We start from the raw sequence: 18,324 nt of genomic DNA on the forward strand, positions 1-18,324 counted from the left end.
CTTTCCTAAATGCTTTAATCGCATCAGAAAGCTCGGCTATAAATGGAATCATAAACGGGTGTATTGTGAATTAAAGCTTAATCTCAGGGTAAAGCGTAAAAAACGCATTCCTCCACGATGCCCGGAAAGGTTATTAGTACCCAATAAACAAGGTGAATGTTGGTCAATGGATTTTATGAGTGATAGTAGTGGTAATCAACGTCGCTTTAGGACATTCAATGTCATCGATGACTTTAATCGTGAGGCGCTAGGCATTGATATTGCGGTAAGCTTACCGGCAGGGAGAGTTACCCGTTACTTAGATAAACTGGCCGAATATCATGGGTATCCATTAAAAATACGAGTCGATAATGGGCCAGAATTTACAGGAAAAACCTTTATAAACTGGGCAAAGTTACATGGTATAAACATTGATTATATAGAGCCCGGTAGCCCATATCAAAACGGGTATATTGAACGATTTAATCGTACCTATCGTACTGAAGTACTCGATTTATATCTTTTTAACAACTTAGTGCAAGCAAGGAGAATAACCGAAGAATGGTTAACGATTTATAATACCGAAAGACCGCATGAAGCACTAAATAACATGACACCGATTGAGTATAAAACACTAAAATAAGCAGCATGATTTTCTACTTGAATCTTGTACTAAGTTTGGGGTATTTACAAAAATATACTCAAGTTAGCCTAAGAATTAATTGACTTTGATAAGGTATATGTATAAATATTCCCTATTCCTTTACTTCTATCATTTAATTTTACAGGGTAGTCATAAATTGCGCCTATTTTCTGATTTTTTGTATTTTTATCAATATTATTGATTAAAAAAATCACAGCTCCTATTGTTGCAGGCTTAGTTCCTAAAGAGGCAATTACAAGATTTTTTTCACGATCTCTATTACATTTCCTATAAGAATTATACACTCTACCTAATTCTTTAATTATTTGGTAAGGATTGTTGCTAGGATAAATTCTCAGCTTTGTTTCGATTTGTTCAAAATAGTCTAGATGTTTATGAAGTGATATATTTTCCCAACCAACTTGATAGGCAGGAACCGCAACATATGCTAAAAGTTGACCATAAATACTACCATCATCTAATTCCAATATTTGTCCTAGACGAGAATTTTCAAATCCAAGAAAAGTTAATAAAACTGTTTTACTCTTATTATTAGTGGCACTATTAATTGAAAATAAAGGGAGAGCATAGAAGTTGCTTTTATCTTCACTAAAAGAAAACTCTTCATCTATAGCTAATTTTTCTCCTTTCTTATTCCTATAAAATTTTGGTTCTATATACAATACTGTGATATTAAAATCATCTAAATTCTGTTTAACAGAATACAATAAATATAAAAGCTCGGGAAATTCTAAAGATGTTGAATCAATTAATATTTTTTTATAATCACAGAAAAATTTTGATTTACTAAGATCTCGCAATGAAATAGTATTATTATTTATGCACAAGTTATAACCTTCTTTATCGAATTTGACTTTATACTTATTTTGTACTCTTATATTTTCTAATACATGATTTGTTCTTTCATCAATAACGTTACCATAATAAAAAACATCAAATTCTAAGTGTGAAAGAAAATTTAAATCATTATATTTTTTAATTTTTTGTATTTCTATCATAAAAGACCTAACTGCTGTATTTGAGGATTGTTATCTGAAGTGCTTTGATCTATATCACCTTCCCATTTCGCAGTTAAAGCATTAAGAAATCTAGAATAAGATTTATCATCTCCTTCAAAGATAATTTTTAACTCATTTAATGTTAATTTAATTTTCCTTTTTTTACGATAACTAATACCAAAATATGGAGATAAAACAGGATGTAGTATATAGTCTTTTGGCTCAATTGATGAGTTTGATTTGATTTTAGTACTTTTCTCTTCAAATAAAACAGACCACACCAATGCTTCTTGTAATAACTTTTGAGTATTGCTTGATAATTGGCTTTTATCTGATAGTTCAAAGGTAAAATGATTAACTTCAGGCTCACTTTGGGATTTTCGTTTTTGTATAAATTGAAATAATGTACCTAGCCTATTAGCAATTTTTTTTAAATGATAGCCATTTGGCCCTAAATCTGAAATCTTTTCTAATTCTAAACTACTTGTTTTATAAGTTGACAGGGCTTGGATTTCAATTGGGATTTGCTCTAAATTATAATCTTTACTGGAAAGACATTTTTGCTCAGCTCTTTTTATTGATTGGTAACATAATTCAATAAAATGTCTTAAATTTCCTTTAGCTATGAACTGAAATTGGTTAAATCCAGCATAGATAGGACAAACTCTAGTAGAAATTCTATTGTAAATATATAATATTGAACCGACTAAATTATTTGAAATCCATGCCTTATACGGACTATCTTCTTTCTTATTGTTTTTATATCCTAAAAATTCATTTAATAACTGTGTTGGATTTATTCTTTTTCTGTTTAGAAGGGCCCCATTTACAATTGATGCTTCAGGAAAATCAATATCTATAAAATCTATTGGTTTTATTTCATTTTTCTCATGAAGTTTTAAACCATCTTCAATCCAATTGGTTAGTTTCCTTTTTAAAACCTCATCAGATAAGATCTCATTAGAAATATCAGAATAAGACTTACCAGGTAAAAATGAATACGCTAATTCTTTAATTGACTTTTTATATTCATCTTTTCGTCGATCCTTTAAAGTTATTTCATCAGAATAACATTTTATAACACTATCTAATGTATCATTAGATCGATAATTTTCTAATCTTAAAGCCAAAATTTCTGCGGAAAATAGCTCAAAATCATCTATAAAATTTTCTTCTAAGTCAATTATTCGATAATCATTTCTTGGTACAATATTTTCGTCACTTAATGTTTTACAAGTTACACTTGCATTTTTTTTATAGGCAACGCTAAATAGTAACGGAGATATGCCATGCTTCATCAATGTATTAATAATTTCTTGTTGGCTGGTTGTAAGGTTTTCGAATTCGTCAATATATATATGATAAGAAGTTTTACATTGCTCATTTAAACTTGAATTTATGCAATTAATTATTACAAATAATGTTTGCTTTAAATCTAAAGTTATTGGAGAGGAATTTGTTCTAGGATTATTAACCCAGTTACATAGATAAAATAATGCATCATTAAAATACTCTTCAGAATCTTTTAAATAAATACAGGAATCTTCATTAAGTTTTAGGGATTTTTTTATAACTTGCGGCAAAGGTACTTTTTTTAACTTTTCTTTTAATTCACCATTTTCGATATTAGACTTAATAATATTATTAATTAGTCTAGAAAATTCAATTAAAATAGAAAGTGTCATAAATGTTAGAAAACTACTATTCCATTGTTTATTTAGCCAATCTTCATTTAAATGTTGAGTAAAAGAAGTATCTGGGCGCCAATATATTCCTATATTTTGCAACGATAATTCATCTAATTTTTTTCTTGAAGGACTAAATATTGTAGGATGACAGTGATATTTTAAAAACATTGTTTTCCCCGAACCTCGCCCTCCCACAATAACAGAAGCCTTTGACCATTGCCTCAAATCAATATCTTTATATCCAAATGGCAATACATATCTCCCCCAAACATCATCGGGCATCTCTTCTGCTCTATTTTTAGCAAAAAATTCAGAAAGAATTTTATTTTTTTCCATGTGATTACCTTTTTAGTAAACCAGGCCATGACTGATCTTTATAACTCAGTAAGATTAAATTATTGTTTGGCGTCGAATCAGAAAAACAATATGTTAACCCCATATCTCCATGTCCAAGTTTATCTTTTGATTTTATACCTTTCTTTTTACAGAAACTAAGATAAAATTCTAAAAATATTTCTTTTGTTAACGCCTTTTCATGATTTAAGAAATTATTATGTTCATTAAAAAATTCACATGAGGCATTAATCTCTTCAACAGGATGAATAATGACATTATGATACTCCAAATTCAATTTTTGGATGCTTTTTTTATGAGCGGCAAGAGGAATATATATAATTTTTTTGTTTAATTTATCTAAATGGTATTTATTATAAAATGTTTTAAATTGCTCTCCAGTTCCGACAATATCATCAAATAAAATTATAGCTTTAATTTCTTCGGGTAGATTTTTTATTTTTCCACAATTTATTCCTAAAGTTTTATCAAAATAAGTTTGATGTAATTTTCTATAAATTATAGATCCACTTTTAGCTGGATAACCATCAATATTTTCAATGGTTGAAAACCTAAAAGGGAAAAGATGTTTATTGTTGGGCGATGAAAGCATTTTCTCCCATTCGCGAATCGATTCTATTTCGTAAATAGAATTATCTGAAAGTAATTGGGGTAAAATAATATGAAAAATGTTAGCTCCAAAAGATTCTATACATTTTTGATTTCTAAATATCAAGGTATTTAAAATCGAAATAGCTAAATAACGCTCTTCTTCTGATTCAAAGTTACTCAACCAGAATGTTAAAGTTTCTTCCTCTATTGTTTCCCAATAATGTAACTTAATTAATTTGTAAAATTTATCAATACTTTTTCTATATAAGTCTTCGAAATGTAATGGTATTTTTATCATCATCCATTCTCCCCAAAAATTGGAAACTGCTTGATATCATCAATTGTTAAATGTTTTGCTGCTACTCCTCTTGCAATTGATTTCAACCAACTTTGCCCATCCTCAGATAACAAGCTATTTATTACTTTTCCCCGCAACTTTCTATTATTGCATCGAATAATAATTAAACAATCCGAAATATAAAAGTAACCTGAAATAATGAAGCCAACTTTGCCAATACATCTCGAACCAACTCTTGGAATAATAATATCACCTTGTTTTGCTATTCTGACATCATCAGTGCTTATTCTTATTGAATTGCTAAACTCATTATATAAGTTCGAAAAATCTGTTGTATGAAGAAATTTATTTTTTTCTCTTATTTTATTCTTATCATTAAAAATACTTCCTCGAATAACTTGAATAGCTAATTGTTCTATAACTTTGTGTGATAAAATTTTGGGCTTATGATAAAAATCATAATCCCCTCTATGTATAAAATCTTGTCTACTTATATGAATGACTTTGGACTCACTATCCATATGTGTCAATTTTATAGTATTAGATATTGGTGGCGTATTTCTAATTATAATAATATGCGTTTTTGCATCTGTACCTAAAAAATGCCCCCTAGAAACATCCATTATTTCAATAATACTATATGCATTTGAAATAAATTTTCTTAGCGGAGAAGCACTATTATTTGTAAAAAAACCATTAGGTAAAATGTAGGCAAGTGTTCCATTTTTTTTTAAAAGGCTGAGGCCATTTAATAAAAAAAGATTTTCAGTTTTAATTTTTTTATTTTTTGGGAAAAAATGGGGGAATGCACTCCATAAATGTTCGGGTGCTTCAATTAAATTAAATGGTGGATTCCCAACAACAAGGTCAAATTTATCTCTTACTTTTTTTAGTTTATCAAAAACAAACTTTGTTGTTGAATCACCCTGAAAAAAATAAGAATTATTAACATATTTTTTTTTAATTTTTTTTATATTTTCAATATCAATATCAATACCAAACACTTCGATATAAGGATTTCTTTTTATAACACTATCTATTAAGGCTCCTTCCCCAATACTTAAATCAACAACATCTGTAATTTTCTCTTTAAGAGAAATTAAGGATATCATTCTCACACCAAGATCATAACTAGTATAAAATTGAGAAAGACTCTTTTTATCATTTGTCTTAGCTGTGTTTGAAAGCATAATAAGCATCTATAAATATATAATCAGAAAGGTATGTTACATTGAAATTATATTATAGTAGTAGATTCTATCAAATCATTGAAAATGAATAAAGGTAAGAATAGGCAAATCAGCCTCAGCCCAATCAAGATCACTCAATTCATTACTCTCTAACCAACAAATTTCATTATGTTCTAAACATTGTGGTTGTTCATCTACAAGTTCACAAACAAAAACGTCAATCTTTACTGTGCCAAAATCATAGATATGATCAGTAGTTAATAAATGATTTTTAATTGATATTCTACAACCGAGTTCTTCTTTGATTTCACGCATTAGAGCATCTTCTAATTGTTCACCTGATTCCACTTTACCGCCAGGGAATTCCCATTTATAAGCAAGGTGTTTTGTATTACCACGTTGAGCGCAAAGAAATTTTCCATCCTTGATAATTACAGCAGCAACAACATGAATGAATTTATTCATTTTTTTGAGAAACCTCTTTTGCTCTTAAATTTGCAATTGTTTTTAATTTATCTATATCATTATCATCTTTTACTATATGCATTTTTCGATGGCAATTGGGGCATAATGCAACCGTATTTTCTATAGAATCTTCGCCTCCTTGAGACAGCCAAATGATATGGTGGCATTCTAAATAAGGAATTTTATCTTTTGTTGTGAAAGGTGCTGGATTTCCACAAAGATCACACTTTCCGTTAGCTCTACGTTTAATTAATTCTGCTAATTCAGGGCTTCTTATATATTGAAGCGTAACAACATCTCGTTTACCTGGTTTTGTATTTTGCTTTTTAATTTTATCTAATAGTTTATCAACTTTGTACTTATGTACTTGTTCTTCTCTAGCTTTTTTATAATCAGAAAAAACAGTAATAGGTAATTTATTTTCAATCAGTTTTAGCGGAAATACCCAAACCTTACGTAAGGTCTGATTAACATCAAGTTGGTTAGTTTGATAAGGATCACCTGCTCTAACTAGATGACCTGAATAGGTATATTCTTTATATTTAAATACTTCAAAATAATGTACTCTAATGTCATTAGACTCTATTTCATTTAGCGTTTTATTCTGCATAAAGTCTAGACTTTGATCTCCTTTTTGCCCCATTCCTGTGTAATGCAAGATATCATTGTCCCAAACGTCAGAGTAAACTGATTCAACATGGTTAGTAATAAGCACTAAAGTTTTTGTTGTATTAGATTTACGCATCCCACCTTGACGACTACATTTAAATATTTCACATAGTTGTTGATTGTTTAAGACAGTTCCTGGAATTAGCTGTTCAATTTGTTTGATATTTTTATTCATTATTCTTATTTCCTAAACACTTCCTTGAAATGCCATTCGATAAACTGATCATGTAAATAATCTTCTTTTGTTCTTGGTAAGAGAATTTTTTTACCATCAAAATCCCAAAATAGCTTTTCTACCATTTGATTACCATTAGCACCGTTGGATATTTTGATTTTTAGGTCACTATTTAGACCTATTACGCCCATATCAAAAGCGGAGTGATGTAATGAACAAAGAGCTAAACCATTATTTACAATACAAGGCCCTCCATGTTGTTTCCATTTAACATGGGCAGCTTCAAGACCAATTGAAACTGAGTCATGCCTTAAATCGTAACCACAGATAGCACATTGATAGTTGTAAGCCCGTAACACCAACTGTCTAAACTTTGGATCTCGTTGACGGTAAAAATCAGTAAAATCAAATTCAAGTTGATTGATTAAATTTTCCTGAACACTTTCGGGAAAGTGCTGATTTAAAATCTTTTTAGCCAATTGATTAATAACAAGAGGATGTTTTGTTAGATATTGGTAGGTTGGTTCATCAAATCCACCATAAACTTGGCATGATGTAAGTTGCTTGCTGGTTGGCTCTTTACTCGGTTTATTGTTATTAATGCAATTTTCAATATTAGTCAATTGCCAAAAGCCATCTCTTTGTAAACGCCAAAAAGGCATATTTGGATAATGATGATTTCCCTGTGGCCCAAAGCGATTTAATAAATCAAAAAGCGGGGTTTCAATTTCCGTCCCATAATTAAATAAACGCTTGTGACCTTGTCTATATTGTGATAGTACATATAGAAGCAATAATGGTTTATGGGGTGCTCGTTGATCCCCTTTTTTCCAAATGGTGATATCGGTGATTTTTTGTATTAACTCTTGAATATTCACACTATCTGAATGTAATAAATAAATTTATATTGCAAATATTACATTATTTTTGTGAAATAGTTCACAAAATTTATGCATTAAGGTAAAACAATGGAAAACTAAAAAAGTAATTGTTATAAGATTTAAGTAAGCCTTATAGTAGTATTATCATCTAAATCATATTTGTAGCTGATATTACGTAAGTATTGAAAGCAAAGTTAATTAAATCTGCTACAGATTGAATATATTCATTAAGAGCAATAGTTTCCTATAATTACTTTTATAAACAATCTTTAAAGCCATTTTATGGATACACGCCATTATCGAACCAAATGTATCCGATTTTTCACTTGATTTGGGGTAATTTCAGTTGAATTTGGTTGAGTGGTGAAACAAGGTGAAAGGCTTATTTTAAAAGGCTTTAGGTATAAAAAACCTGCTAGAAGCAGGTCTTAGAATTTGGTGATTGGTGCCCGGACGCGGAATCGAACCACGGACACGGGGATTTTCAATCCCCTGCTCTACCGACTGAGCTATCCGGGCAACAATGGATGCACATTAAACACGATTCGTGATTATCAGTCAATCCCTTTTGTAAGATATTTTGAAAAAAATATATCGTTTGGTTGAAAAATAGCTAATCATCTTCATATTAATAGCTAGTTTCTAATAATATGTCTCTATGCTTATAGGAATTGTTATATGCGATTTATTGGTTTTATTATTTTTTTTATTTATGTTTATTTTGAGGTTAGCTTTTTCATAACAGTTGCAAATACAATGGGGGTTTTCCTTGCTTTAATTTGTATTATTGCAACGTCTATTCTTGGTTTTTCATTAGTTAAATCTCAAGGCTTAAAGAATCTTAGTATTATGCAACAAAAGATAGCAAATAACCAAAGTCCTAAAAATGAAATCATTAAAAGTGTAGCCTTGCTTTTTGCTGGTTTTTTATTGCTTATCCCGGGTTTTTTGACGGATATCTTAGGTGCAATTTTATTAATACCCAATGTTCAAGAACATATTGTTAAATTTATTGTTAAAAAAATGCCGATTAAATCAACATTTGCATCATCACAAACACGTTACCAAAATGAGGATATTATTGAGGGAGAGTTTAAACGTAAGGATGATGAATAAATAATCAACTGGAATTTTTTTTAATTTTTTCCTCTTGAAGATTTTAAAATAGTCCCCATGTAAAGTGAACTATATTATAAAATCGTAATTTTATGATTTATTTTTAATAATTGTCTATTTAAAAATTAGTGCTAGGAGATAACTAATGAAAATTCGTCCATTGCATGATCGTGTGATCATTAAACGCAAAGAAGTAGAATCTAAATCAGCTGGTGGTATTGTTTTAACTGGTTCAGCAGCTGGTAAATCAACACGTGGTGAAGTTTTAGCTGTTGGTAATGGTCGCATTTTAGAAAATGGCCAAGTTCAGCCGTTAGATGTTAAAGTTGGTGATATCGTAATTTTTAATGAAGGATATGGCGTTAAAACAGAAAAAATCGATAATGAAGAAGTGCTTATCTTATCAGAAAGCGATATTCTAGCTATTGTTCAAGCATAACCAGCAAATAATTAAACTTATAGACAGAATTTAGGAGAAATACGAAGATGGCAGCTAAAGATGTAAAATTTGGTAATGATGCTCGCATCAAAATGCTTCAAGGCGTTAATGTATTAGCTGATGCAGTTAAAGTGACTTTAGGCCCAAAAGGACGTAATGTAGTATTAGATAAATCATTTGGTGCACCAACAATTACTAAAGACGGTGTTTCTGTTGCTCGCGAAATCGAATTAGAAGATAAATTCGAAAACATGGGCGCACAAATGGTGAAAGAAGTCGCTTCTAAAGCGAATGATGCAGCGGGTGATGGTACAACTACTGCAACCGTGCTTGCTCAAGCAATTGTTAATGAAGGTTTAAAAGCTGTTGCTGCGGGTATGAATCCAATGGATTTAAAACGTGGTATTGATAAAGCGGTTGTTGCTGCGGTTGAAGAACTTAAAAAATTATCTGCGCCATGTGCCGATTCTAGAGCTATTGCACAAGTTGGTACAATTTCTGCAAACTCGGATGAAACTGTTGGTACTTTAATTGCGCAAGCAATGGAAAAAGTAGGTAAAGAAGGTGTCATCACCGTTGAAGATGGTACAGGCTTACAAGATGAGCTTGATGTTGTTGAAGGTATGCAATTTGATCGTGGTTATTTATCTCCATACTTTATCAACAAACCAGAAACGGCAACTGTTGAATTAGAAAGCCCTTATATCTTATTAGTAGACAAAAAAATCTCTAACATTCGTGAATTATTACCTGTTTTAGAGGCTGTAGCTAAAGCAGGTAAATCTTTATTAATTATCGCAGAGGATGTTGAAGGTGAAGCATTAGCAACATTAGTTGTTAATACTATGCGTGGTATTGTTAAAGTTGCTGCGGTAAAAGCACCTGGTTTTGGTGATCGTCGTAAAGCAATGTTACAAGATATTGCTATCTTAACTGCTGGTACTGTTATTTCAGAAGAAATCGGTTTAGAACTTGAAAAAGCAACACTTGAAGATTTAGGTCAAGCCAAACGTGTTGTTATCAATAAAGACAATACTACAATTATTGATGGCGTTGGTGAAGAGTCTTTAATCTCTGCTCGTGTTGAGCAAATCCGTAAACAAATCGAAGAATCAACTTCTGATTATGATAAAGAAAAACTTCAAGAACGCGTTGCCAAACTTGCTGGTGGTGTTGCTGTCATTAAAGTGGGTGCTGCAACTGAAGTTGAAATGAAAGAGAAGAAAGCTCGCGTAGAAGATGCTTTACATGCAACTCGTGCAGCTGTTGAAGAAGGTGTTGTTGCTGGTGGTGGTGTTGCTCTTGTTCGTGCTGCGTCGGCAATTGTAGAACTTAAAGGTGCGAATGAAGATCAAAACGTCGGTATCAAAGTTGCACTTCGTGCAATGGAAGCACCATTACGCCAAATCGTGACTAACTGTGGTGAAGAAGCATCTGTTGTTATCAATGCAGTTAAAGGTGGTCAAGGTAACTACGGTTATAATGCTGCGACTGAAGAATATGGTGACATGATTGCAATGGGTATTTTAGATCCAACTAAAGTAACTCGTAGTGCATTACAATATGCTGCATCTGTTGCTGGTCTTATGATTACTACTGAATGTATGGTGACAGATTTACCTAAAGATGATAAAGCTGATTTAGGTGCTGCTGGTGGTATGGGCGGCATGGGTGGTATGGGCGGAATGATGTAATTTTCGGCGATAATCCAACCGATACAAATCAACTTAAGCCATCCGCTGATGCAGATGGCTTTTTCATAATTTCCCCCTTCCGAGAACTATTAGTTAAAGCTAAATAAAAATATAAAATTTAATTGATAGATATAAAATATAAATTGATATAGAAATTCTACAAAATAAAAAAATGGTCATGTTAGCCAGTAAAGATTTGCAACTTAATCGTTAACAAATGATTACTCAATTTATAAAACCATCATGATAAAGGCACATTCAAAGCAGTTTATAATCAAGATACACATAGTTTTGATATGACATTTTGTAAAATTTAAAAAGGACAAATAGAAGTGCTTTTCATAAACTGTTACCTTTAGGTGGTAACGGTTTATGGAAAATTACCAAAATTGGTTCCAATGTTACCCGTTGCGTATCTCAATGTTAGAGTATATTGTTATGATAATTCCCCCTTTAAAAAATCAAGGGGTATTATGCTAGATGAAAGTCAGAAAAGGTTAATTGGATAGGTGTTGATAAAGTGTAATTATACCAATCAGAATAAGTACCAAGCCACCTAAAAATTCTGCTCGCTTTCCAATTAAACATCCTAATTTATTGCCTACCAATAGCCCAATGGTAACCATTAAACAGGTTGCTATCCCAATCATTGTTGCAGCAAAAAAGATATTGACGCTTGCTAATGCCAGTCCAATCCCAACAGCAAATGCATCAATACTGGTTGATATTGCTGTAAAAATTAATATTAAAGAAGATTTTTTTGATGAGTCTCCATTATCATCTTGGCAATCTTCATCAGAATTTTTAAAACTACTGTAAATCATGTTAATACCCAAAAATAACATGACAGCAAAAACAACCCAATGGTCCCATTGTTCGATATATTGCAGTGCAATATAACCAATTAACCAACCCAGTAATGGCGTAATAGCTTCGACAAAACCAAATAAAATACCGACTTTGAGTGCCCCTAAAAATCGGGTTGATTTAAGCGTAACTCCACGACATACAGCGACAGCAAAGGCATCGGTTGACATAGCCAGTGCTAACAACAAAATAGCCCAAAAACTCATGACATATACTCTTGCTTTACATTATATTAATTTAATTATTATTAAATAATAATTTGTTATGATTTATTTTTTTGTTACTGAAAATAAATAATTTGCGACTTTAATATCGCCTTTACTTTGATATAGTTCAGCTGTTTGTTTGACGCTATCTCGACGGTTTGCATCATATTGAAAAAGTAGGTTAAACATTAAGTCAGCTGTTTTTTTATCTTTATTTTGGATAGCGCAATAGCCATATTGCTCATAAGCATCGGCTTTCCAACGGTGGCGATCTAAATCAAGGCTTTGCTGAAATTGCTGCTGTGCTTCTTGATAACGATCCCGACCACATAAAAAAGAACCATAATGCACATGATATAATCCATTACCTGGTTGCATTTGCGTAATACGTTTGTAAATTATTTCGGCTTCTTTGTATTCACCCACATGCTGATCAAACATTGCCATAGCTAACATAACTTTAGGATTATTTGGGGAATATTGTGCCGCTAATTTTAGATTATAATGTGCTGCTTTGATATTTTCTGCTGATTCATTTGCTTTAGCAAGATAACCTAATCCAAGTCGCATTCTAGCTAAAGCCGCCTTTTCTGGATCAAACTCATTGCTGTTTTTCATTTGACAGCCTGATAGTATCACCATCAAAAAACAGCTAGATATAATTAACGATTTTTGCATCTATTCTTCCTTTATAAAGAGTTATCTTTATATTGTTTGCTGAACTAGATTTTGTTTTTTATAAAGTGTCCTTTTGGTACGGTCAACAACCTCGCCAGCCAATTGTCCACATGCTGCATCAATATCATCACCACGTGTCTTACGAACAATTACTGTAAAACCGTATGCCATCAGTGTTTTCATAAAACGGTCAATGCGTGTATTAGAGCAGCGAGCATACGGTGCTCCAGGGAATGGATTCCAAGGAATTAAATTAATTTTACTAGGTACATCTTTAAGAAATTTTGCCAGCTCGTGCGCATGCTCAACGCCATCGTTAATTTGATTAAGTAATACATATTCAATTGTTACTTTACCATGATTGGCATTTGAAGTAGAAAGATAGCGTAAAATAGAATCTCGTAGCATTGCCATGTTATACTTTTCATTTATTGGCATAATTTCACTGCGAATAGTATCATTTGGCGCATGGAGTGAGATTGCTAATGCTACATCAATCATACCAGCTAGTTTATCTAAAGCGGGAACAACTCCTGACGTTGATAGTGTGACACGTCTTTTTGATAAACCATAACCAAAATCATCTAACATGATTTCCATAGCTGGTGCCACATTAGATAAATTAAGTAGTGGCTCTCCCATCCCCATCATAACGACATTGGTGATAGGTCTATCAGCCAGTTTACCGGTTACACCAATAGCATTTGATGCCCGCCATACTTGACCAATAATTTCAGAAACGGTTAAATTTCGATTAAATCCTTGTTGTGCTGTGGAACAAAATTTACACGCTAATGCACAGCCAACTTGTGATGAAACACATAATGTTGCACGATCACGCTCAGGAATATAAACAGACTCAATCATTTGATTGTTTCCAACATCAAGCGCCCATTTAATTGTGCCGTCTGATGAGCGTTGCTCCATTGCAATCATCGGTGCTTTAATTTCAGCTAAAGTTTTTAGTTGCTCACGTAACTTTTTATTGATATCGGTCATTTTATCGAAATCATCTATCCCAAAATGATAGATCCATTTCATCACTTGATCGGCTCGAAATGGCTTTTCGCCAAGTGATATAAAAAACTCTCTTAATTGTTGGCGTGTAAAATTGAGTAAATTTATTTTTTCGTTTGTGTGATTAGTTGTATTAAGATTCATTGTATTTGTAACGCCTGAACAATTAATAGACGTGTTGGATGTAGATGGTGTTAACATAAGGCCTCGTTTTTACACATTATGGCTATTTCAATTTTTAGGAAAAAGATTATACTGTTTTTAACTTAATCTGGCTAATAGAATATTGGTAATGCTAAAAGATGATAAAATCCATAATATTTAAAAAAACTGGTAGGTTGGCTTTAAACTTAGCGTTACTTCTATTTTCTACTTTTACTATGGCAAAACAAATCCCATTAAATAAACTGATTGGACAGTTTGATGAAAAAAAAGACGATAACTTTATCGCCTTGGACTCAACCATACTGCCTGTTAATAAAAAAGGAATGTACCTGCAGAAAGAGCCAACTAGACAACTTATAAAGGCTTATAATGACTTTAAAAAAGTTCACCCAGATATTCCTTTTGTTGTAGTAAGTGCAACGCGAAATTACACTTACCAAAATGGAATTTGGCAACGGAAATGGGATGCATTGTTTGCTAAGCTCAATGATCCGCAAAAAATTGCGAAACAGATTTTAAAATACTCATCCATGCCAGGTACTTCTCGCCATCATTGGGGTACTGATATCGATATTACGAGTGTTTCTTCTGAATATTTTAGAAATGATAAAAAAGGCGTAATTCTTTATAAGTGGCTTCAAGAAAATCTTCCCAAATATGGATTTTGCCAAGCATTTAATGATGGAAGAAAAAGAGGATATCAACCTGAAGAATGGCATTGGTCATACAAACCAATCGCTAGCCAATATATCGCACAATATAAAGCTATATTAGAAAGCGATCCAAATGCTATCATGAAAGCCTTAACTTTTACAGGTCACGATAAAATCAAGTTAGAAAACCTAGTTAAAGAGTATGTGTTAACTGTTAATACTGATTGTTATTAACATGTTTTTATTATTGAAGTTTTCTCCAATATGGCAAACTTATTGTTACAATAAGACCACCACCATCGCGATTAGTTGCTTGGATAGTACCGTTATGCATAATGACAGTCTTTCTGGCTATTGCTAACCCTAACCCATAACCTTTGCCTAATTGCGGAGACTGAATACGAACAAACGGTTCAAAAATACTGGATAGTTTATTAGCTTCAACACCAGGTCCACGATCTTTTACTTCAATTTGCAAATACTTGCCTGTTTCTTTTAATGAAACTTCTACTGCTTGTCCTGCCTGTGAAAAGCGAATAGCATTACGGATAATATTTTCAATAGCACGGCGTATTTGTTCTGAATTGCCTTTAACAATTGAATGAGTAATTGGTGATGAAATAAAATGTACATCAATTAACTGGTGATTCGCCTCATAGTTAGCATCATTGATAACTACACTTATTAAATCTTTTAAGTCAAAATATTCATCGGTGCGGTTATTCATTTCGGCTCGAGAATAATTTAGAATCTCACCAATTAGCTGATCTAATCGTTGTGATTCTAACTCTATCCTAGCCAAAGCTGTATCAATGTTTTGTTTATTTTGTTGAGCAAGCCCAATTGCTAGCTGTAAACGAGCAAGTGGCGTTCTGAGCTCATGTGAGACGTCATGAAGGAGAGATTGACGATCAGATATCAATATATTAAGTTGTTCAACCATCATATCAAAATCTTTACCGAGTTCACTCAACTCATCGCGGCGAGGTTTTAATTTATTGAATAATCGGACAGAAAGATCGCCTTGAGAGACCCTGAAAAAACCTTGTCTTAATAGTCTCATCGGCCTAGTTAAATTCCATGCTAAAAAAAGACTAAAGACAAGTCCAACGCATATTCCCATTAACACTATTGGCATTGGCATATTGAACAATGTTTTTTTAGTATGATCGTCCTTATCTTCTTTAAATGAAACAGAATAAAGCGTTCCGTCAGGCGCTGCTGCCATACGTTGATAAACATATGTTGGTGTTTCTAATTCATCGGTCAGTATATTGACTTGTTCATTTATTGGAGAAACTAATTTTATTGATAGTAAAGCCCTTTCTTGTTCAGGCAAATGTGCTATAAAATTAAGTGTTTCATCTTCACCTGCCACATGTAATAACTGAGCAATCATATCGACTTTTGTCGGCATATGATTGAGGAATCTTTGATTTTTATTTTCTACATAAATCGAAAATGCAATCCAAGTTAATTGGAAGGTGAGATAAAAAATAACCCAAAATATAATGAGTATTTTCCAAAATAATCGACGATTCATACTAAAAGCCTATTGGTCGTTAACGGATACGGTAACCAACCGCTCTAATTGTTTCAATCGTTACATCATTTTGTGCTATTTGATGTAATTTTTGACGAATATTACTAATATGAACATCGACACTGCGGTCGTAAAGTTCTCGTGCTCGACCAAGTCCGATTTCCGATAACTCTTCTTTAGTGACCACTCGTTCACTATGTTTTACCAATAAGACTAATAAATTAAACTCGGTTGATGTCAAATCAATGATTTGTCCATTCCAAGTACATAATCGTTGTGGTAGATCTAAAGTTAAACCATTAAAATGATATTTTTTATCATCAACCATTTCAACTGAACGTTCATCAAAACGACGTAAAACAGCACGTAATCTGGCTAATAATTCTCGAGGATAACATGGTTTAGGGATATAATCATCCGCCCCCAATTCTAACCCCAATACACGATCAATATTGTCGCCTTTGGCTGTTAACATAATAACTGGCATATTACATTGTTGTCGTATGCTTTTAAGAACATCAATGCCATTAATATCGGGTAACATGACATCTAAAATTGCGGCACGATATTTTCCTGATAATGCTTCATCAATACCATCTTTACCTAAATAAACACTTTTGATATTAAAACCTTCATTAGTCAAATATTCGCTAAGCATTTGTGATAGTTCAATATCATCATCAATTAATAAAATATTTATCATAATCGCAATCGCCATTGTTATTTAATTTAGATTTTTACATTATTGCAATAATAAAAAAAAAGTCAGGTTCTTTTACTAAAATATTACATATTTTGAACGATCCCTGATGTTTTAATTTACTGTTATTAATAATGTAAAAAAGTTTTAGGTTAGCTATATGTTGTAGCATATGTTCTAACCCAAGAATATAAGTAGAATTGATTGTTTATTCTGCAATTACATCATTCAATTCTCTGCTAAGGTATAATAAAGTAATATGTTAATGTTTTATCATCAAATATCTACTTTATGGATAGAATATGGAGATAAAAAATAAAACCACAAGTAATTAGGAAAGAATAAATTTGCTGAAGTTTGACGTCTTACAGGCTTTAGGATTGACAAAACCAATATTGTTGTCTTTTCTGCTTCTGTTACTGCCAAATAGCTAAAACTGACCATTAAAAAATGCTTATGTTTTCCTAATTTAATAAAAAAGCATGCCCATTATCTTTAGAATCTAAGGTATATGTGAACAGCCATAGCTTACAGGCGTAGTTACTGATGTGCTAATGTTGAACTTAAAGTACCAAAACATTATGCTAAAAAGGGATTGCTAGCAACTCATTGATTTGGGCGTGTTAAAATTGCTAACAATAATCGATCCAACAAAGAAATCAGTATTTCAGCCAAAAGTGCCTTTACTAAAGAGTGAATTGAAAGTTGTCAAATTTTATACTTTTAGCGCTTCTTATATAATCAATCAGTGAGTTTTTTTAAAATTCTGCTGGACAATGTTATTTTTTATGCGTAATATTTCGTCCTGCTTCTATGGTGGCTATAGCTCAGTTGGTAGAGCCCTGGATTGTGATTCCAGTTGTCGTGGGTTCGAATCCCATTAGCCACCCCATTTATAGAACGCAAAGAGCATCTAACGGCGAGTAGCGCAGCTTGGTAGCGCAACTGGTTTGGGACCAGTGGGTCGGAGGTTCGAATCCTCTCTCGCCGACCAAATTTCAATAAAAAAGTCTACTTATCCAAGTGGGCTTTTTTATTATCTTCTATCAAAAATTCAGATAGCCTCCTCTTTTCATCATTGGTGTTGCTTATTATTCATTTCCCTGACTGTTTCGGTTATCAGCTAGTTGCAATTCGCTTTGCCTTAGTTTTTTATGCTAACGTATGTTTTGTTCTCGACACGCATTTTTGACCGTTTTGCTTTTATTTTAGTCTTCTGCTTGTAAAAATTATTCTGGATTCTATACCGTTTCATCTTATTGGAATCAGATGGCAACTTATTTCTCCTTGCCAA

17 protein-coding genes and 3 tRNA genes are annotated in these 18,324 nt (G+C 32.3%); 7 read left to right on the forward strand and 13 right to left on the reverse strand.

Translation table 11 applies throughout. The features are described from left to right. A partial coding sequence (locus tag ACYIAL_RS08800) for an IS3 family transposase (RefSeq protein WP_483751456.1) occupies positions 1-622 on the forward strand: 622 nt, incomplete at its 5' end. Between the two features lie 68 nt (positions 623-690). Here the strand turns inward: ACYIAL_RS08800 and ACYIAL_RS08805 are convergent. The 8 genes from ACYIAL_RS08805 to ACYIAL_RS08840 form a co-directional block, all read right to left on the reverse strand. Continuing rightward, entirely contained in the window at positions 691-1,641 is a 951-nt protein-coding gene (locus tag ACYIAL_RS08805; RefSeq protein ID WP_483751457.1) for a hypothetical protein, read from the reverse strand. Then, entirely contained in the window at positions 1,638-3,665 is a 2,028-nt protein-coding gene (locus ACYIAL_RS08810; protein WP_483751458.1) for an ORC-CDC6 family AAA ATPase, read from the reverse strand. The genes ACYIAL_RS08805 and ACYIAL_RS08810 overlap by 4 nt, the downstream gene beginning before the upstream one ends. Positions 3,666-3,669: 4 nt before the next feature. After that, positions 3,670-4,575, reverse strand: coding sequence for a phosphoribosyltransferase-like protein (locus tag ACYIAL_RS08815; RefSeq protein ID WP_483751459.1), 906 nt, complete (start codon positions 4,573-4,575; stop codon positions 3,670-3,672). Further along, a complete protein-coding gene (locus ACYIAL_RS08820) occupies positions 4,572-5,762 on the reverse strand; it encodes an Eco57I restriction-modification methylase domain-containing protein (RefSeq protein WP_483751460.1) in 1,191 nt (396 codons plus the stop codon). The genes ACYIAL_RS08815 and ACYIAL_RS08820 overlap by 4 nt, the downstream gene beginning before the upstream one ends. A 75-nt stretch (positions 5,763-5,837) precedes the next feature. Further along, positions 5,838-6,227, reverse strand: coding sequence for a (deoxy)nucleoside triphosphate pyrophosphohydrolase (locus tag ACYIAL_RS08825; RefSeq protein WP_483751461.1), 390 nt, complete (start codon positions 6,225-6,227; stop codon positions 5,838-5,840). Continuing rightward, entirely contained in the window at positions 6,220-7,071 is an 852-nt protein-coding gene (locus tag ACYIAL_RS08830) for an HNH endonuclease (protein WP_483751462.1), read from the reverse strand. The genes ACYIAL_RS08825 and ACYIAL_RS08830 overlap by 8 nt, the downstream gene beginning before the upstream one ends. 5 nt (positions 7,072-7,076) lie before the next feature. Further along, positions 7,077-7,949 (reverse strand): phosphorothioated DNA-binding restriction endonuclease, encoded by an 873-nt coding sequence (locus tag ACYIAL_RS08835; RefSeq protein WP_483748004.1) that lies wholly within the window; start codon positions 7,947-7,949, stop codon positions 7,077-7,079. A 446-nt stretch (positions 7,950-8,395) separates the two neighbouring features. Beyond that, positions 8,396-8,471, reverse strand: a tRNA-Phe gene (locus ACYIAL_RS08840). 159 nt (positions 8,472-8,630) lie between these two features. Here ACYIAL_RS08840 and ACYIAL_RS08845 point away from each other — a divergent pair. The 3 genes from ACYIAL_RS08845 to groL all read left to right on the forward strand — a co-directional run bounded on the left by ACYIAL_RS08845 (position 8,631) and on the right by groL (position 11,201). After that, positions 8,631-9,068: an FxsA family protein gene (locus ACYIAL_RS08845; protein WP_174796467.1), complete on the forward strand. Its 438-nt coding sequence runs from the start codon at positions 8,631-8,633 to the stop codon at positions 9,066-9,068. Between the two features lie 145 nt (positions 9,069-9,213). Beyond that, positions 9,214-9,507 carry a co-chaperone GroES gene (locus ACYIAL_RS08850; protein ID WP_034915350.1) on the forward strand — a complete coding sequence of 98 codons (294 nt, stop codon included), beginning with the start codon at positions 9,214-9,216 and terminating at the stop codon, positions 9,505-9,507. A 47-nt stretch (positions 9,508-9,554) separates the two neighbouring features. Further along, a complete protein-coding gene (gene groL / locus ACYIAL_RS08855) occupies positions 9,555-11,201 on the forward strand; it encodes a chaperonin GroEL (RefSeq protein ID WP_174796468.1) in 1,647 nt (548 codons plus the stop codon). Positions 11,202-11,698: 497 nt separating this feature from the next. Here the strand turns inward: groL and ACYIAL_RS08860 are convergent, their stop codons facing one another. The 3 genes from ACYIAL_RS08860 to rlmN form a co-directional block, all read right to left on the reverse strand. After that, on the reverse strand, positions 11,699-12,274 hold the full coding sequence (locus tag ACYIAL_RS08860) for a manganese efflux pump MntP (protein ID WP_174796469.1): 576 nt from the start codon (positions 12,272-12,274) through the stop codon (positions 11,699-11,701). Between the two features lie 63 nt (positions 12,275-12,337). Next, on the reverse strand, positions 12,338-12,952 hold the full coding sequence (locus ACYIAL_RS08865; protein ID WP_174796470.1) for a tetratricopeptide repeat protein: 615 nt from the start codon (positions 12,950-12,952) through the stop codon (positions 12,338-12,340). 27 nt (positions 12,953-12,979) lie between these two features. Then, a complete protein-coding gene (rlmN, locus tag ACYIAL_RS08870) occupies positions 12,980-14,113 on the reverse strand; it encodes a dual-specificity RNA methyltransferase RlmN (protein ID WP_342354061.1) in 1,134 nt (377 codons plus the stop codon). Between the two features lie 158 nt (positions 14,114-14,271). On the opposite strand from rlmN, the gene ACYIAL_RS08875 reads away from it, so the two are divergent. Next, positions 14,272-15,021: a M15 family metallopeptidase gene (locus ACYIAL_RS08875; protein ID WP_483751463.1), complete on the forward strand. Its 750-nt coding sequence runs from the start codon at positions 14,272-14,274 to the stop codon at positions 15,019-15,021. Positions 15,022-15,031: 10 nt separating this feature from the next. Here ACYIAL_RS08875 and ACYIAL_RS08880 read toward each other — a convergent pair whose 3' ends face one another. Together ACYIAL_RS08880 and ACYIAL_RS08885 are read right to left on the reverse strand one after the other, a co-directional pair. After that, positions 15,032-16,330, reverse strand: a complete 1,299-nt coding sequence (locus ACYIAL_RS08880) for an ATP-binding protein (protein WP_174796473.1) — start codon at positions 16,328-16,330, stop codon at positions 15,032-15,034. Positions 16,331-16,349: 19 nt separating this feature from the next. After that, a complete protein-coding gene (locus ACYIAL_RS08885) occupies positions 16,350-17,030 on the reverse strand; it encodes a response regulator transcription factor (RefSeq protein ID WP_483751484.1) in 681 nt (226 codons plus the stop codon). A gap of 816 nt (positions 17,031-17,846) precedes the next feature. Between ACYIAL_RS08885 and ACYIAL_RS08890 the strand changes: the two genes are divergently transcribed. Both ACYIAL_RS08890 and ACYIAL_RS08895 read left to right on the forward strand, forming a co-directional pair. Then, positions 17,847-17,922: transfer RNA gene (locus tag ACYIAL_RS08890), tRNA-His, on the forward strand. A 25-nt stretch (positions 17,923-17,947) separates the two neighbouring features. Further along, positions 17,948-18,024, forward strand: a tRNA-Pro gene (locus ACYIAL_RS08895). The last annotated feature ends 300 nt before the right edge of the window (positions 18,025-18,324 follow it).

The organism is Gilliamella sp. X-57 (assembly GCF_057063565.1).

What these genes read in the sequence shown, in the direction of transcription:
- ACYIAL_RS08820 (WP_483751460.1), bottom strand. Translation starts at nt 5,762, where the DNA reads ATGCTTTCAAACACAGCTAAGACAAATGATAAAAAGAGTCTTTCTCAA.
- ACYIAL_RS08865 (WP_174796470.1), bottom strand. Translation starts at nt 12,952, where the DNA reads ATGCAAAAATCGTTAATTATATCTAGCTGTTTTTTGATGGTGATACTA.
- ACYIAL_RS08825 (WP_483751461.1), bottom strand. Translation starts at nt 6,227, where the DNA reads ATGAATAAATTCATTCATGTTGTTGCTGCTGTAATTATCAAGGATGGA.
- groL (WP_174796468.1), top strand. Translation starts at nt 9,555, where the DNA reads ATGGCAGCTAAAGATGTAAAATTTGGTAATGATGCTCGCATCAAAATG.
- ACYIAL_RS08880 (WP_174796473.1), bottom strand. Translation starts at nt 16,330, where the DNA reads ATGAATCGTCGATTATTTTGGAAAATACTCATTATATTTTGGGTTATT.
- ACYIAL_RS08810 (WP_483751458.1), bottom strand. Translation starts at nt 3,665, where the DNA reads ATGGAAAAAAATAAAATTCTTTCTGAATTTTTTGCTAAAAATAGAGCA.
- ACYIAL_RS08860 (WP_174796469.1), bottom strand. Translation starts at nt 12,274, where the DNA reads ATGAGTTTTTGGGCTATTTTGTTGTTAGCACTGGCTATGTCAACCGAT.
- ACYIAL_RS08815 (WP_483751459.1), bottom strand. Translation starts at nt 4,575, where the DNA reads ATGATGATAAAAATACCATTACATTTCGAAGACTTATATAGAAAAAGT.
- ACYIAL_RS08850 (WP_034915350.1), top strand. Translation starts at nt 9,214, where the DNA reads ATGAAAATTCGTCCATTGCATGATCGTGTGATCATTAAACGCAAAGAA.
- ACYIAL_RS08805 (WP_483751457.1), bottom strand. Translation starts at nt 1,641, where the DNA reads ATGATAGAAATACAAAAAATTAAAAAATATAATGATTTAAATTTTCTT.
- ACYIAL_RS08845 (WP_174796467.1), top strand. Translation starts at nt 8,631, where the DNA reads ATGCGATTTATTGGTTTTATTATTTTTTTTATTTATGTTTATTTTGAG.
- ACYIAL_RS08830 (WP_483751462.1), bottom strand. Translation starts at nt 7,071, where the DNA reads ATGAATAAAAATATCAAACAAATTGAACAGCTAATTCCAGGAACTGTC.
- ACYIAL_RS08875 (WP_483751463.1), top strand. Translation starts at nt 14,272, where the DNA reads ATGATAAAATCCATAATATTTAAAAAAACTGGTAGGTTGGCTTTAAAC.
- rlmN (WP_342354061.1), bottom strand. Translation starts at nt 14,113, where the DNA reads ATGAATCTTAATACAACTAATCACACAAACGAAAAAATAAATTTACTC.